The sequence below is a fragment of the Mesorhizobium sp. WSM4935 genome (assembly GCF_029625735.1).
GTDB lineage: Bacteria > Pseudomonadota > Alphaproteobacteria > Rhizobiales > Rhizobiaceae > Mesorhizobium.
Map to the genome: position 1 here is coordinate 112,641 of NZ_JARTVR010000009.1, position 14,928 is coordinate 127,568.

Consider the following 14,928-nt stretch of genomic DNA (forward strand, 5'->3'; position numbering starts at 1 on the left):
CAGGAAATCGAGCAGCAGGATCATGGAGATAGACGACATCAAGGGACGCAGCCTGCCAGAAACCGTGCTCTTGTCGATACGCCGCAGAAATGCGCGCAAGGCGAAGGCGACGCCGCGCAAGCGCGTCAACGACACTGAAATCGTCGTTGCCTCCTACAACGTCCACAAATGCATCGGCACGGACCGCAGGTTCGATCCCGAAAGGACGGCCCGCGTCATCCGCGAGATCAGCCCCGACGTGATCGCCCTGCAGGAAGCCGACAACCGCTTCGGCGACAGGGCCGGGCTGCTCGACCTTGCCCGGCTGGAACTGGAAACGGGGCTGGTGCCGGTGCCGGTCACGGGAAACGGCAAGGGGCATGGCTGGCGCGGCAACGTGCTTCTGTTCAAGCGCGGCACCGTGCGCGACGTCCACCAGATCAAGCTGCCGGGACTGGAGCCGCGCGGCGCGCTGGTCGCCGAAATCGATCTCGACGAGAAACGATCGCTGCGCGTCATCGCCGCTCATCTCGGCCTTTTGCGCCGTTCGCGCTCCGAGCAGGCCCGCGTGGTGCTCGACATCATGAGCAGCGCCGACGAGAGGCCGACGCTTTTGCTCGGCGACCTCAACGAATGGCGGCTCGGCAACCGCTCGGCGCTGAACACGCTGCACACGACCTTCGGGCCGGCGCCGCCGGCGGTGCCCACTTTCCCGTCCCGCATGCCGGTGCTGGCGCTCGACCGCATCATGGGCAACCGGCACGGTCTGGTTTCAGGCGTCGAGGCGCATGACACGCCGCTGTCGCGCGTCGCCTCCGACCACCTGCCACTGACGGCCTACGTGCATTTGTAGCGTGCTGCCCTACCCCTCCCTCAGCCAGACCAGCATCTCGCCGGGATCGCGGTTGTCCCAGGCGAAATAGGGAATTGCCTTGAGCTTCATTTCCTTTGTCGCCGGCGGTTCGGGGCGGTAGAGATCGGCGCCCCAGCTTTCCGTATCGGCCCTGCTGCCGATGGCCGAAAGGGTGACGACGCCGCCGAGCAGGTTCGGCTCGACATGCGCCTCGAGCCTGGCCTCGCGCGGCAAGGCGACACGGTGCAGCCCGCCGCCATTGTCGGTCTCCTCGACGCAGTAGATCAGCGGGCCGCGCGCCAGCGCCACCCGGCCGATGTCCTGGCGCACCTGCGGGTTGGCGAAGAGGCGGGCCATCGACATTTCGAGGTCGAGCTCGACCTTGTCGCCCTGGCGCCATTCGCGGCGGATCGCGGCATAACCGTCGACCGTCGCCGCTTCGAGATCGACGAGCTTGCCGTTGACCCGAAGCGCTGCCTTGCGGCACCAGGCAGGCACACGCAGATGAAGCGTGAACGCAACCGGCGCTTCCGGCCCAACCTCGATCGCGACCGCGCCATCCCACGGATAGTTGCTGGTCTGGACGAGGCTCACCTGCCGGCCGGCAATCTCGAATCGCGCGGTCGAGTCGCCATAAAGATGCACGGCAAGCGCATCGTCGGCGAGGCCATAGAAATAGGAGCCGATGGAAGCGACCATGCGGCCGATATTGGGCGGACAGCACGGGCAGCGGTGCCATTTCCAGCGATGGTGGCCGCCCCGGCTCTCCAGCGGATTCTCGTAGAAGAACAGCGAACCGTCGAGCGAGAGGCCCGAAATCGAACCGTTATACAGCGCCCGCTCCATCATGTCGGCGTAGCGGGCGTTCGGGCCCATGCCGAGCATGCGGCTCGCCCAGAACACCAGGCCGACGGAAGCGCAGGTCTCGGCATAGGCGGTCTCGTTGGGCAGGTCGTAGTCGCTGGTGAAGCCTTCATTGTGTGCCGACGGTCCGAGGCCGCCAGTGACGTAGAGGCTCTTCGTCATGAGATCGTCCCAGAGCCGGTCGAGTGCCACGCGCAGCGTGTCGTCGCCATATTCCGTCGCGATGTCGGCCATGCCGGAATAGAGATACATCGCGCGCACTGCGTGGCCGACGACCTTGTCCTGCTCGCGCACCGGCTTGTGCGACTGGTTATACTCGTAGGTCTTGAAGTGATAGGCCTTCGGATCGGCGCCGCGGGCGCGCGCCTCCTCGTCGAAATAATGCGGCTGCTGGCCGCGCTGGTCGATGAAATATTTGGCGAGCTCCATGTATTTCTTCTCGCCGGTCGCTCGCGCCAGCTTGACCAGCGCCAGTTCGATCTCCTCATGGCCGCAGTACCCCTTTTTCTTGCCGGGCTCGGGACCGAACATGGAGGCGATGTGGTCAGCGTAACGGCACATGATGTCGAGCAGCTTGCGCTTTCCCGTCGCCTGATAATAAGCGACCGCGCCCTCGATCAGGTGGCCGGCGCAGTAGAGCTCGTGGCAGTCGCGCAGGTTGGTCCAGCGCAGGCCCGGCTGTATGCGCTGGTACCAGCTTGACAGATAGCCGTCCTCCTGCTGCAGCTTTTCGTACATGTCGATGACGGCGTCGATCTTCCTTTCCAGGTCCGGATTGCGGCGCCGGTACAGCGAATAGGCGGCGGTCTCGATGGTCTTGCCCCAGTCGGAGTCCCAGAACATCTGCGTAGTCACCGTCGAGCCGGTGAACTCGGCGCCCTGCGCGTCCGCCTCGTCCGGCGACGGCGAATGGAACGGGATGACGACGCCCGGCGATGGCCGGTCCGGATCGATCTGCTCCAGCATGCGCGCCTCGACGCAGCGGTCGTAGAGGATGCCGGCGGTCTTGGCGGCAACTGCGTCGACACGGTCGCCCCAGAAGCCGCGGACATCGACCTGCGGCACTGGCAATGGCCGGAAGGCGAGCTTCGGCCTGGCGGCCTCGGTTGCGGCGGCGGGCTGCGATACGGTCATGAACTTCACTCCATTCGAATTACTTGACGGCCCCGGCCATGAGACCGCGGATGTAGAAGCGCTGCAGCGCCAGGAAGAGGATCAGGCAGGGCACCATCATCACCGTGACGCCAGCCTGCACCGCGCCCCAGTCGATGGCGCCGAAGCGCCCGGACTGAAGCGCCGTCATCATCACCGGCAGGGTGAATTTGGACTGGTCGGTCATCAGCACGAGCGCGGCCAGGAACTCGTTCCAGGCGCCGAGAAAGGCGAAGAGCGCGATGGTGACGACGCCCGGCCAGACCAAAGGCAGCATCACCTTGACCAGCATGGTGACATTGTTGGCGCCGTCCATGCGCGCGGCCTCCTCGATCTCGCGCGGCACGGCGTCGAAGGCGTTGCGCATCATGAAGATCGAGAAGGGCAGCTGCAGCGTGACATAGACGCAGACCAGCCCGGTCAGCGTGTTGTGCAGGCCGAGTTTGGTCAGCACCAGGAAGATCGGCGTCAGGATCGACTGGAACGGGATCATGATCGTCGACAGGATGAGGACGAAGAAGAAATCCCGGAACGGAAATCGGAAGCGCGAGAAACCATAGCCGGCGAGCACGCTGACCAGCACCGACAAGAGCACCGTCATCACCGAGACATAGATGCTGTTCTGCGCCGAGGCCCAAAGCCCGTCGCCGAAGGTGTTCAGCGTCTCGTAATTCTCGACGGAGAAGCTGGTGGTCGGCCAAGGCGGCAGTGGCGGCTGGCGCGCTTCCTGCGCCGGCTTGAAGGTGGAGAGCACGGTCCAGACGATCGGCGCCAAGAACAGGACCGAGGCGATCATGCCGGTGGAGTGCCTCGCAAAGCTGAAGGCCGCCTTGCGGTTCTGCGACATCGCTTCGGCCATCAGTCGAGCCCCTCGGGTTTGCGCAGCAGCCAGAGCTGAACGAGGCTGAGCGCCACAAGGATGACCAGCAGCACCATCGAAAGTGCTGCGCCGTAGCCGAGCTTGAACGAGACGAAGGACTGGTTGAATATCCAGTAGACCGCCGTCAGCGTCTGGTTGCGCGGGCCGCCGCGCAGGATGATGTAGAACTGATCGAAGGCAAGGATCGAGCCCGCGACCGACAGGATCAGCGCCAGCGCCAGCGTGCGGCGCATCAAGGGCAAGGTGATCGCCCTGAACCTGGCGAACGGCCCTGCCCCGTCGATGACGGCCGCCTCCTGCAGATCCTGCGGGATCGACTGCAGGCCGGTCATCAGGATGATCATGGTGAAGCCGGCGACCTTCCAGACCACCATGGCGATGATCGACCAGAAGGCCGGCTGGAAAGTGGCCAGCAGATTGACCTTCCTTTCGGTCAGGCCGAGGTCGTAAGCGGCCGGGCTGAACAAGCCGGAATCGACATTCAAGAGCCACGACCAGAGCAGGCTCGCCGAAGCGAAGCCGACCACCGCCGGCATGAAGAAGGCGGTGCGGTAGAGATTGGTGAGCGGACGCGGCTTTTCGATGAAGATCGCCAGCGGAAAGGCGACGGCGAAGATCGCGATGGTGACGACCACCGTATAGTAGAAGGTGAATTTCAGCGCATTCCAGAAGCGCGTGTCGTGCAGGATGGCGACATAATTGTCGAGGCCGACGAAGGAATGCTCGCCCATCAAGGGCCAGTTGTTGAGCGACATCCACGCCGTCATGCCGAGCGGGATGACAAAAAAGACGGTGACGAAAGCGACCGCCGGAAGGACGTAGAGCAGGCCCACCCATTGCCGGCGGCTGACGCCGGCGCGTGAGCGGACGGGCGCGGAGGCCGCGGTGATGGCGGTCATGGCTTGGCTCCCAGGGAATGCCGGCGTCTCACTCCGCTGGAGCACCCCTCATCCGACCGAGCTTCGCTCGGCCACCTTCTCCCACAAGGGGAGAAGGAGGAGCCAGCCCGCCGGCGCCCCGAACTGCCTATCGCAATCCGGCTGCCCATCGATATGTTTGAGAGCTTTCTCAACGCAATAGTCCCTGCCACTCAGCGGATACATCATCCGGCCGCCCGGCCAGGGAGACGGGGCGGGCGGCCGGTCAGAGCCTTGGCGGCGAGGCGTTGCGCGATCCCCGCCGCCGGCTGGCCCTGGTTATTTGTTCGGCGCCTGGTCGATGATCGACTGCATCGTCTCTTGCGCATTGGCGATGGCGCCGTCGACATCGTCGCCGAAGAACACTTCGTTGATCATCTGCGTCCACGGGCCGTTGGCGGAGTTGATGAGGTCGTTGAACACCACCGAATAAGGCGTCTTGCCCTTGGCCATCGCCTCGGCCGCCACCTGGTAGCGCGGGTCGAGATCCTTCAGCGCCTCCTTGGCGATGTCGCCGCGCACCGGCAGGCTGCCATATTTGGCAAGGATCGTCTGGCCTTCCAGCGAATAGGCGAAGTCCAGAAACTCCTTCACCACGGCGATCTTCTTGGTGCCCTTGGTGACGACGAAATTGTCGCCGCCGGCAAAGGACGACCAGCCCCCATCCTTACCCGGCAGGAAGGTGATGCCGTAGTCGACGTCCGGATACTGCGTGTTGAGCGCGCCGATGGCGAAGGCGCCGGACGGCGAGAGACCAATCTTGCCGCCGGCGAAGGCGGCGAAGAAGTTGGCGCCGGTGTCGGTCTGCGCGCCCTCGGGCACCAGCCCCTTCTTCACCATCGAGCGGTAGAGGTCGATGGCGCCGCGCAGCTGCGGGCTGTCCAGCGTCGCCTTCGAGCCGTCCTCCGACAGGATGTCGCCGCCCGAGGCCCAGATCAGCGGCGTGAAGGTGAAGATATTGCAGCCGCCGCAATTGCCGGAGAAGTAGAAGCCCTTGATGTCGCCGCCGAGCGCGTTGACCTTTTCGGCGTCCGCCTCGATCTCGGCCCAGTTGGTCGGCCCCTTCTCCGGATCGAGCCCGGCCTGCTTGAACAGCTTCTTGTTCCAGATCAGCACAGAAGAATCGGCCGAGAACGGCAGGCCGTAGATGCGGCCCTTATAGGTGCCGGTCTTCACATGCGCCGGCGAGAGGCTGGAGAAATAGGGCAAGGATTTCGCCCAGTCGGTGATATCCTCGAGCTGACCGGCGGCGGCAAAGGACGGCGTGTAGATCAGGTCGAGCGAGAGCGCGTCAGGCGCGGTGCCGCCGGCGGCGGCCGCGCCGTATTTCGGGATGATCTCGGCATTGGGAATGATGTCGAGCTTGATCTGGTCCTTATGCGCCTTGTTGAAGGCATCGACGATGCGCGGCATGAAGTTCGAGCCGTCGGCGCGCACCCAGATATTGGCGGTCTCGGCGGACGCCGCCTGCAGGCCGCCGCCGATCACGGCTGCGGCAAACATCAGCCTGGCAAGCATGGTCTTCACGTTACTCCTCCTCATGGTTCTCCTCCCTGTTTTGGCCACGCGCCCGGCGGATCCGGGCGCTTAAGCCTTGTTGCTTCATCCCGGCGGACTGCCGCATGACTGACGCACCACCAGCCGGCACGGCAGTTTCCTGATGCCCGGCGCGGCCCACTGGCCGCCCACGAGCGAAAGCAGAGCGAGCCCGGCCTCGCGGCCGAGCGTCGAAAGATTCATGTCGACCGAGGTGAGCGGCGGGCGCGTCGCCTCGGCCACGATCTCCCAATTGTCAAAGCCGATGACACCGACATCCTCGGGCACGCGGATGCCGCGCTCGCGCAATGCGTCGATGACGCCGCGGGCGATCTGGTCGTTGCCGCAGAAGACGGCATCCGGCCACCCTTCCCTGCCCGCCTTGCCGAACAGTTTTGCCACCGCCTCGTGCCCCCAGCCTTCCGACCAGGCGCCAAGCAGCGGCTCGCTCAGGGCCAGGCCGTTCTCCCTCAGGACATCGCGGCAGGCCTCGGCCCGCGTATGCACCACCGCAAAGCTCGCCGGTCCGGTGATATGGGCGATGCGACGACGCCCGAGCCGCAAAAAGTGCTCGACCGCAAGCCGCGCGCCGCCGGCGTCGTCGGAGACGAGGCCGACCGCGCCGGGATCCGGCTGGGTGAAGGCGTAGACGACCGGAATGCGCAGATTGGAAAGGTCGACCGGCAGATGGCGATCAATGCGTTTTCCCGTGGCGATGATGCCGTCGACGCGCTTGTCGAGCATGGCCTCGACATGCAGCTGGCCGAGCCTTGTGTCGTCCTCGACATTGCACAGGAATACCGACACGCCATTGTCGACCAGCGCATCCGAAACGCCGGCCATCAGCGGCAGCGAGAAGCGGCCATAGGTATCGTTGGTGAGCAGGCCGACGGTGAAGCTGCGCTTGCGCAACAGGCTCTGCGCCAGGCTGTTCGGCCGGAAGCCGAGCAGCCGCGCCGTCTCGCGGATGCGCTCACGCGTCTCCGCGGTCATCCGCCCCTGCCCGTTCAGCGCCTTCGACGCCGTCGCCACGCTGACGCCGGCCGCAGCCGCTACCTCGCGCAGCGTGACCGGCGGCTTGGCTGAAACTGGCGCTGGCTCGGCGTCGGCGGACATATTTCGAAGTGCACCCTCAAGTTGGGAAAAGGTTTTCTCTTACCGCCCCGCGCGAAGCTGACGGGTGAGATCAGCGAGCGCGGGGCGGTTTGGGAAAAGGTTTTCTCAAGGGGAGATTAGGGGAAGGCGGCGGGGTTGGCAAGGGGGGTAGGACACCGGTGACGCTTGATCCGCCCGGGCGATCTGGGGGCGGGCCGGCAATGATCGGTGCACTCATGATGCCTCTCTAGATTCGTCGCGAAGCGGCAGCTTTCGGCCGGGATACCTTATCTGCCACGTCTCGATTATGAACAGCGCAATTGCCGAGGCTGAGTGAATGGCGAGCTTGGCGATGCGGGCGTCGATCCGGCGAAAGCCCTTCTCCTTGCCGTGAGCACCGCCAACGTGGGTTCGAAGGGACCCTATGCTCTGTACAGCTGTCACCAATCCGGAAAGCACCGACTTTACATCGTTGACGATCTCCGGTGTCAAACCCTCCTTCATCGGATCGAGCCCCAGTGGTTCCCGGACTGCCCGATAGAGGCTCGATACATCCTGCTTGGTCGGAAAATCGATCTCAAGCTCCACAAGGATCGACCGGCATACACTTTCGACGACAGCACACGTTGCAGTGACGGCAATTTCTGGATCGTCAGAAACCGCACGGAGGGCGCGATCGAGATCTCGGCCGACGGTGTCGAAATCAATACCGGCAGCCATGGCCGACAGTTCACCAGTGGCGGCTGCGGCTTCCGCAATCTCGACCAGGCGCATGGTTCGACCCGCGCGTTCGAGCTTCAGGCCATCGTAGAATAAGTGCTTGTTGAGATAGTCAACGACGGCCAAGTGCCGCTCGGGTTCCGATATGAAGTCCCGGGGATCTGCAGAGCTTTCAATGATCCGCCTGAGCAGATCACCATTATCGTTGTCGATGAAGACAGCCCCGCGGATCGCAGTCTTCGTGGCCGGGAGCCGGCTCTCAGCCTTGATGTCGAAGGGAACACCGAACCCTTTGAACCAAGCCTCAAGCCGCCAACCCTGCCGATAAAGGCCGATCGGCGGCTCGTAGCCGTTGGCCGCCCCACCGGAGATAATCTCCGCGAGCGCTTCAATAGACTGCTCTGAGAGTTCGATTCGCATGGGTCGATACTAAATCGGATCAGAGCGGAGGCTTATATCTTTGTGATGAAAAGTAATGCTTGGCGAAAGGCCACAACTGTCTCCTGCCATGGCACGAGATGTTGGCTTTTAGTCGCCCATCCTTCCACCCCACACCGCTTTCTGCTTGAATGGAGCATCCCGCAAACCACCCCTTTCCCCCATTGCGCCAGTGCTTCTCGCCTGGTGTGCCGATCAGCCTGCGGAGTGAAGACCATCGCGGATGAGCCCCTCGCCGGATGGAAACTTGCCTGCCGTCTCCTAAACAACCCCGACAAAATATTCGGCCCCACCTCGCCGGGCCGCAGCCTGATGCCGTCCTCGAATCCGTTCAGCGTCACGCATTCGAGCCGTGATGCGCCAGCAGCGCCACCAGCGAGTCGCGGTCGAAGTGGTGCAGGTGCTCGTTGGAGAGACGCATACGCCATTTTCGGAAACTAGGCGTCGCCGTCGCGCCGAACTCGCGCCACCGGGACGGCGACGGCCAGGTCCGGGTCTGAAGGCGGCCGAGGAAACCCAGATCCGGTTCGAGCACGTCGCACATGGCGACGAGATCCGCCGAGCTTGGCGAGCGCCTCATCGCAATGCCGCCGTCGGGAACGATAAGGCGCTGCTGGATGTTGTTGCGACATCGGATGGCGAAGCCATGGAACCGCGCGACAAGGAACAGGAGAACCTTTCCCGGCTCGAACGGGCCGCACAGCGGACTGCCGATCCGAAAACCATCGAGCAGCAGGCGAAAAAACCCGAGGAAAAATTCCGCTTCAGCTTTCGCAAGGAAGACCTCTGGTGGACGGCTGGCTTCGCTGCCGCTGCCTTGCTGCTCTTTGCCGTCCAACTTCTCATCAATTGGCGCCTGGAATGGCTAGACGCGTCTTTGCGCGTTCGCGTGCTGAATTATGTCTGGGGCGGCCTTCTCATCTTCGTCATGCTGACGGTGGCGAACATCACCGAAGTCTTTCTCATCGGCCGAATTCCCAATCGTGTCTCGCGTTTCAACCTGAAACGAATTTTTCGATTGATCGTGGTGATCGCCGTCGTCTTCGTGGCCATTTCAGTTCTGTTCGTGAACTGGTACGCCGCCGTTGTTTCGCTCGGCCTGATTTCACTGACACTCGGCTTCGCGCTGCAGATGCCGATCTCCAGTTTCATCGCCTGGATTTATATTCTGGCCCGGGCGCCTTACCGCGTTGGCGACCGGATTCGCATCGGCGATGCCCATGGCGATGTCATCGACGTCAGCTATCTCGACACGACGTTATGGGAATTCGGCGGCGAACACCTTTGGACCGATCATCCGAGCGGACGCGTCATCAAGTTCCCGAACTCCACCGTCTTCGACACGCCGGTCTTCAACTATTCCTGGCCGCTGTTTCCCTATGTCTGGAACGAAATCAAGTTCCAGCTCGCCTATGAGAGCGATCTGGAATTCGTGGCGAAAACCATGAGAGAGGTCGTCGACGAGCAGATCGGCGACATCATGAGCCAGAAGGTGAAGGTCTATAAGGACATCCTGTCGAAAACGCCGGTGGACGAGCTGCAAGTGAAGGAGCATCCGGTGGTTCATTTCCGCGTCAGCGAAAATACCTGGCTCGAAGCCATCGTGCGTTACCTCGTGCCGCCCAAGGAAGCGGGACGCACCAAAACACGCCTGATCAAGGAAATGCTGGCGCGAATGAATGCCGAACCCGATCGCGTTCTGTTCCCAAAGAGCAATTTGCGGTGAACTCCTCGCTTCCCAGCGAGGTCGTTCGCATTCCTCCATGGCTTGTCAGGTCATTGGCCATACGATCGCCAGCATGGGCACGGCAACAATGATGACAAGGAAGGACAGCGGCAGCCCCAGACGCGGATAGTCGCTGAAACGATAGCCTCCCGGCCCCATAACAAGCGTGTTGCATTGGTGCCCGATCGGCGTGAGGAAGTCGCAGCCGGCGCCAATGGCGACAGCCATCAGAAATGCTTCCGGCCTGTAGCCCAGATCGGCGGCGAATTCCGAGGCGACCGGCGCCATGACAAGAACGGTGGCGGCATTGTTGAGGAAGGGCGTCACTGCCATGGCGGCGACGAGGATGAGCAACAGTGCGCCCGGCGCCGGAAGAATGGTCCCGAACCTGGCAAGCTCCGCGGCAAGCAGTCCGGTCGCCCCTGTCGTGCGCAGCGAATCGCTCACCGGGATGAGAACGGCGAGCATCACGAGGATTGGACCATCCAGCGATTGGTAGACGTCGCGGAGCGGGATGACCTTGAAAAGCACCATCCCCACCGCGGCCGCAAAGAAGGCGACGGGGACAGGGAGCAGGCCAACGGCAGTCGTGAGCATGGCAAGAGCGAGAATTGCCACGGGCACGATACCTTTGCGAACGCTGCCAAGAAGGATAGGCCTTTCAGCCAGTGGCAGGCAGCCGAGTTCGCGCAGTGTCTCGGGCATTGTCGTTGCATTGCCCTGCAACACGACGACGTCGCCGAGCCTTAGCTCGACATTGGCGAGCCTGCGGTCGAGGCGCTGGCCGCGACGGCTCACTGCCAGGAGGTTGACGTTGAAGCGATCGTAGAGGGCAAGTCGCTGGGCCGTCCAGCCGATCAAGGAGGAGGTTTCACCAATTACGGCCTCAATGGCTACCATTTCGCTGCTGGTGGCATCATCAGTCCCCCGATCGCCCGTGACGCTGAGCTTGCCTTGCGAGACAAGTCGATCCAACGCCGTCGGGTCGCCTTCGAGCAACAGGATGTCGTCCACCTTCAGGACAGCGTCGGGCAGCGGCGTCATCCGCATCGTCCGCTTGCGCAAGATCGACGTCACGATGACATCGCCGCCGGCAAGCTTCATGACGTCCGCGACCGTTTTCCCAAGCACGGTGGAATCGCCGACAACTCGAGCCTCTGTCAGGTAATCCTTGATGTCGAGGGCTTCATTCAGCGCCCCGCCGAGCTTTTCGCGCACTGGCAACAGCCAATAGAAAGACATCAGGAAGATCATTCCAGCGACGGCTACAGCCGCTCCGACGGGTGCGAAGTCGAACATTGTGAACGCCGTTCCGGTCAACTGCTCTCGCACTCGGGAGACAACGATATTCGGGGAAGTGCCCACCTGCGTCATGAGACCACCGAGCAACGACCCGAACGCCATAGGCATCAGAAATATGGACGGTGAAGTGCTCGACCGGCGCGCGAACTGAAAGGCGATCGGGATCATGATCGCCAGCGCGCCTATATTCTTGACGAAGGCAGACAGGCACGTCACCACGATCACCAGCAGCGCCAGTTGCGACCGAACTCCCGACAATTTCGGAGCAAAGCGCTGGATGGCGAGTTCCATGATGCCCGATCGCGCTATGCCTGCGCTCACCAGCAGAGCACTGCCGACAATGATCACGATATCGTCGCTAAACCCGCTGAAGGCTTTGTCAAACGGCACAATCCCAGCGGCGAGAGCGAGCAACAATGCCGCGGCAGCGACGAGATCATAGCGATAGCGACCCCATACGAACGCTGCCATCATCACGAAGGTGACGGCGAACGACAGAATTTGCGGCATAGTCATGTGTTCGGCTGCTCCGCAAGCGGCTGATCAGAACGCCCAGACTGCTCCTTTGTTGCTTTGGCCCGACGGCTGTGGCAGCACGCGCAGCTGAAAGCATCGCGCATGGGGGCGGTTCCCCTCGCCCGGCTCTTCCTTCGGGCGCGGATGGAAACTGGCCTATCGCTGCTGGCGTGCCACGGCTCGCCCGCGCATGGGCGCGTCCGCAAGGCAGTCAGCGCAGCAGTCCGTCGCTCTCGAAATCTTCCCAGCCGCGCAGGCGAGAGGCTTCGGGCCGTCCGCTGTCATCCGCACCTGCGGCCGCGCGGCTCTTTTGAGCGCGCATCAGGGCCGCCTTGCCGGCGGCTCGACGCCGGTTCTCGGCAGCTGTTGCTGCGTCTTGCTCGCGCCAGAGGGTGACGAGGTCGCGGTCGAGCACATCCTCGATGTGGCGCGGGTCGAAGACGTGAAAGGTGATCTTTCTTGCCCGTCCGCGAAGCTTGACCGTTCTGGTCCCGGCGCTTTTCAGCCGACCGTCTTTCAGCCAGCGGTGCCGTTCGCCCGCCGAGATCGTCAGGATGTCCTCGACTTCGCGAGGGATCACGGGGAGCTCTTCGATATTCTGCATGGCTTTGGACACGACCGCCGATGCCGCCCCGGCGTCGGCATCCGAGCCCTCCGGCAGGCGCAAGGTGAGCACCCTGGACTCGATATGGAGCAGCTTTCTCAAGGCGATCGGAAGGCGAGCCCGCATTTCAAGAAAAATGCCTCTCGCCCTCATCGACGATCCAAGCGTCGCCGCAGTGGACAGCGGCCACTCTGCGACCAGCTTTGCGGTCGGGTCGATTTTTCGGCGCGCGGACATCCCCGTTAAATAGGTCTCTCGCCCATCGAACTCAACGCGGATGGAGCCGTGCAAGCGGGCTGCCGGCCCCGCTGCCGGGTGGAACGAGGTCCCGGGCATTTCGTATCTCTCGATATCGGATGGAGCGAATTGCCGAACAGGGAGTTAGGCTGCCTAAACGGGAGAGACTTCATGGGTCCCACAGCCGCCCCAGAGGATCATCGCTACGCCACTCCGACAACGCCGGCGGCGGAAGGCCTCGCCCCTGCCCTGGCGCGCAACATCGACGCTCTTATCGAGAGGCGGAAGCGCGAGGCGAAGGCAGCATCCCTGGAGCAGCGCGCGGCGGCGGCAATCAGCAGCTTCGCCGGCAGCATGATGTTCGTCTATATCCACCTCGTCTTCTTCGGCGCCTGGATCGTCCTCAATGTCGGAATAATAAACCTCATCAAGCCGTGGGACCCTTCTTTGGTCGTCCTGGCCATGTTTGCCTCGGTCGAGGCGATCTTTCTGTCGACCTTCGTGCTGATCAACCAGAACCGCATGGCCGCCGAGGATGACGCCAGGGCGGACCTCGATCTGCAGGTAAGCCTGCTCAACGAACACGAGACGACCAGGCTCATCAGGCTGGTGGAACAGATTGCCAAGCACCTGGATGTGCAAATCGAAGCGGACGACGAATTGAAGGAATTGAAGCGCGACGTCGCGCCCGAAGCCGTTCTGGACAAGATCGAAGAGGCGGGTGAGCGAGCAAGAGCCAGTTGACTCGCTGCAGTCATGCTTCTGGCTGCTACAGTGCAAAGCACGCATCCGAAGCCGCTGTGCGCGAGCTGGGGAGCGCCCATCCGACAAAGCGGACGCCCTCGGGCAGCGGAAACTCGGCGATGTCGCAGCGGCGCAATCGGCGACCCCGGTAGTCTTGGCGGCTTAGATGAATGTGCGGTGCCGTATCGGATTTCCAGCACTGAGCGAGGATTCTCCACCTCGCGGCACAGTTTCCAGGCTGCCGCCGACGACCGCTTCAATGCCGCCACTTCGCGACGCGCCCGCTCCGAGCGTGTGTGGCTTTCCCGCATCTCCTGAGAAAAATACTCGGGTCTTCGAATTGGCAAGATTGACAACCGGCCGAGTTCGGCGGCAAGGCTACTCGCGCTTAGGTGGTATTTAGGCCCTTCTGGGGGGCATTATCCGACCTAGCATGGAAGCAGACCGAGAGGTTTGCGGTGGGCGTATCGCACGGATTCCGGCGGTCAAGCCCTTCCAGCTTTGCAGTTTTGGCAACGAAAGGGCCATCCCGTGAAACAGCTTCTTCTTGCAACCGCTCTCGTCCTCGCCAGCGGCACCGCCTACGCGGCCGACGTCTTGCAGGAGGCGCCAGTTGCCGCCTCCTTCGACTGGACCGGCGCTTATATCGGCGTGAACGCTGGCGGCGGTTTCGGCACGTTCAAACACACGGCCACCGGCACCCCTACGAGTATCGACGTCAGCTCAAGCGGTTTTTTGGGCGGTGTTCAGGCCGGCTACAACTGGCAATCCGGCCAAGTGGTGTATGGTGTCGAGACCGATTTCCAGGGCGCCGACATCAAGGGTGATCTTTCCTTCCCCATCACTCTTTTGAAGACGAAGGTCGATTGGTTCGGGACGCTGCGCGCGCGCATCGGCTATACGCCTGTTGACCGCTTCATGATTTACGGCACGGGCGGTCTCGCTTACGGCCATTTTAAGACCGATATCGGGGTTCCAGCAGTCAGCGGATCGAAGACCAAGGCCGGCTGGACCATTGGCGCCGGTGCCGAATACGCCATCAATACCAACTGGACGATCAAATCCGAATACCTCTACACCGATCTCGGGAAAGCGGACGTTATTACCGTCGGGCCCGACACGCTGACGGACAAGATCGCCTTTCACACCGTTCGCATTGGTCTGAACTACAAGTTCTGATCTGTTAGCGGACAGGACACAAAGCCGCCACATGGTGAACTGACTCCCGAAGCGGTCAGTTCACCAGTGGCGGCTTTTCTTTGTTCGGCAATGGCCTGGGGTGTGAGCGCGGCTTATCGAGCACGATGAGACCGGCCATTCCAACAACGGAGATTGGCTACGGGCGGCGCGAATCGGACGGAGCTG

13 protein-coding genes are annotated in these 14,928 nt (G+C 62.6%); 4 read left to right on the forward strand and 9 right to left on the reverse strand.

Features of this window, described 5'->3' with window-relative positions:
- Positions 1–22 precede the first annotated feature (22 nt).
- Entirely contained in the window at positions 23–832 is an 810-nt protein-coding gene (locus P9273_RS20575) for an endonuclease/exonuclease/phosphatase family protein (RefSeq protein ID WP_278050540.1), read from the forward strand.
- A 9-nt stretch (positions 833–841) separates the two neighbouring features.
- On the opposite strand, the gene P9273_RS20580 is transcribed toward P9273_RS20575, so the two are convergent.
- The 7 genes from P9273_RS20580 to P9273_RS20610 form a co-directional block, all read right to left on the reverse strand.
- Positions 842–2,830, reverse strand: a complete 1,989-nt coding sequence (locus tag P9273_RS20580; protein WP_278050541.1) for a glycoside hydrolase family 127 protein — start codon at positions 2,828–2,830, stop codon at positions 842–844.
- A gap of 19 nt (positions 2,831–2,849) precedes the next feature.
- A complete protein-coding gene (locus tag P9273_RS20585; protein ID WP_278050542.1) occupies positions 2,850–3,707 on the reverse strand; it encodes a carbohydrate ABC transporter permease in 858 nt (285 codons plus the stop codon).
- The gene (locus tag P9273_RS20590) at positions 3,707–4,627 is read right to left on the reverse strand and encodes a carbohydrate ABC transporter permease (protein WP_278050543.1); all 921 of its coding nucleotides are present in this window, start codon (positions 4,625–4,627) and stop codon (positions 3,707–3,709) included. Before P9273_RS20590 ends, P9273_RS20585 begins: the two co-directional genes overlap by 1 nt.
- Positions 4,628–4,924: 297 nt before the next feature.
- A complete protein-coding gene (locus P9273_RS20595; protein WP_442920248.1) occupies positions 4,925–6,163 on the reverse strand; it encodes an ABC transporter substrate-binding protein in 1,239 nt (412 codons plus the stop codon).
- A gap of 84 nt (positions 6,164–6,247) precedes the next feature.
- Positions 6,248–7,297 carry a LacI family DNA-binding transcriptional regulator gene (locus tag P9273_RS20600; RefSeq protein ID WP_278050544.1) on the reverse strand — a complete coding sequence of 350 codons (1,050 nt, stop codon included), beginning with the start codon at positions 7,295–7,297 and terminating at the stop codon, positions 6,248–6,250.
- Between the two features lie 213 nt (positions 7,298–7,510).
- A complete protein-coding gene (locus P9273_RS20605) occupies positions 7,511–8,416 on the reverse strand; it encodes an abortive infection family protein (protein ID WP_278050545.1) in 906 nt (301 codons plus the stop codon).
- 355 nt (positions 8,417–8,771) lie between these two features.
- The gene (locus tag P9273_RS20610; RefSeq protein ID WP_278050546.1) at positions 8,772–9,014 is read right to left on the reverse strand and encodes a hypothetical protein; all 243 of its coding nucleotides are present in this window, start codon (positions 9,012–9,014) and stop codon (positions 8,772–8,774) included.
- Positions 9,015–9,080: 66 nt separating this feature from the next.
- Here P9273_RS20610 and P9273_RS20615 point away from each other — a divergent pair, with 66 nt between their 5' ends.
- Positions 9,081–10,160, forward strand: coding sequence for a mechanosensitive ion channel family protein (locus P9273_RS20615; protein ID WP_278050547.1), 1,080 nt, complete (start codon positions 9,081–9,083; stop codon positions 10,158–10,160).
- A gap of 45 nt (positions 10,161–10,205) precedes the next feature.
- Here the strand turns inward: P9273_RS20615 and P9273_RS20620 are convergent, their stop codons facing one another.
- Together P9273_RS20620 and P9273_RS20625 are read right to left on the reverse strand one after the other, a co-directional pair.
- Positions 10,206–11,978 (reverse strand): SLC13 family permease, encoded by a 1,773-nt coding sequence (locus P9273_RS20620; protein WP_041001057.1) that lies wholly within the window; start codon positions 11,976–11,978, stop codon positions 10,206–10,208.
- Positions 11,979–12,189: 211 nt separating this feature from the next.
- Entirely contained in the window at positions 12,190–12,819 is a 630-nt protein-coding gene (locus tag P9273_RS20625; protein WP_278050648.1) for a hypothetical protein, read from the reverse strand.
- A gap of 171 nt (positions 12,820–12,990) precedes the next feature.
- Between P9273_RS20625 and P9273_RS20630 the strand changes: the two genes are divergently transcribed.
- Together P9273_RS20630 and P9273_RS20635 are read left to right on the forward strand one after the other, a co-directional pair.
- On the forward strand, positions 12,991–13,563 hold the full coding sequence (locus P9273_RS20630; protein ID WP_278050649.1) for a DUF1003 domain-containing protein: 573 nt from the start codon (positions 12,991–12,993) through the stop codon (positions 13,561–13,563).
- A 531-nt stretch (positions 13,564–14,094) separates the two neighbouring features.
- Complete coding sequence (locus tag P9273_RS20635) at positions 14,095–14,742, forward strand: outer membrane protein (RefSeq protein ID WP_278050548.1); 648 nt, start codon at positions 14,095–14,097, stop codon at positions 14,740–14,742.
- Positions 14,743–14,928 lie beyond the last annotated feature (186 nt).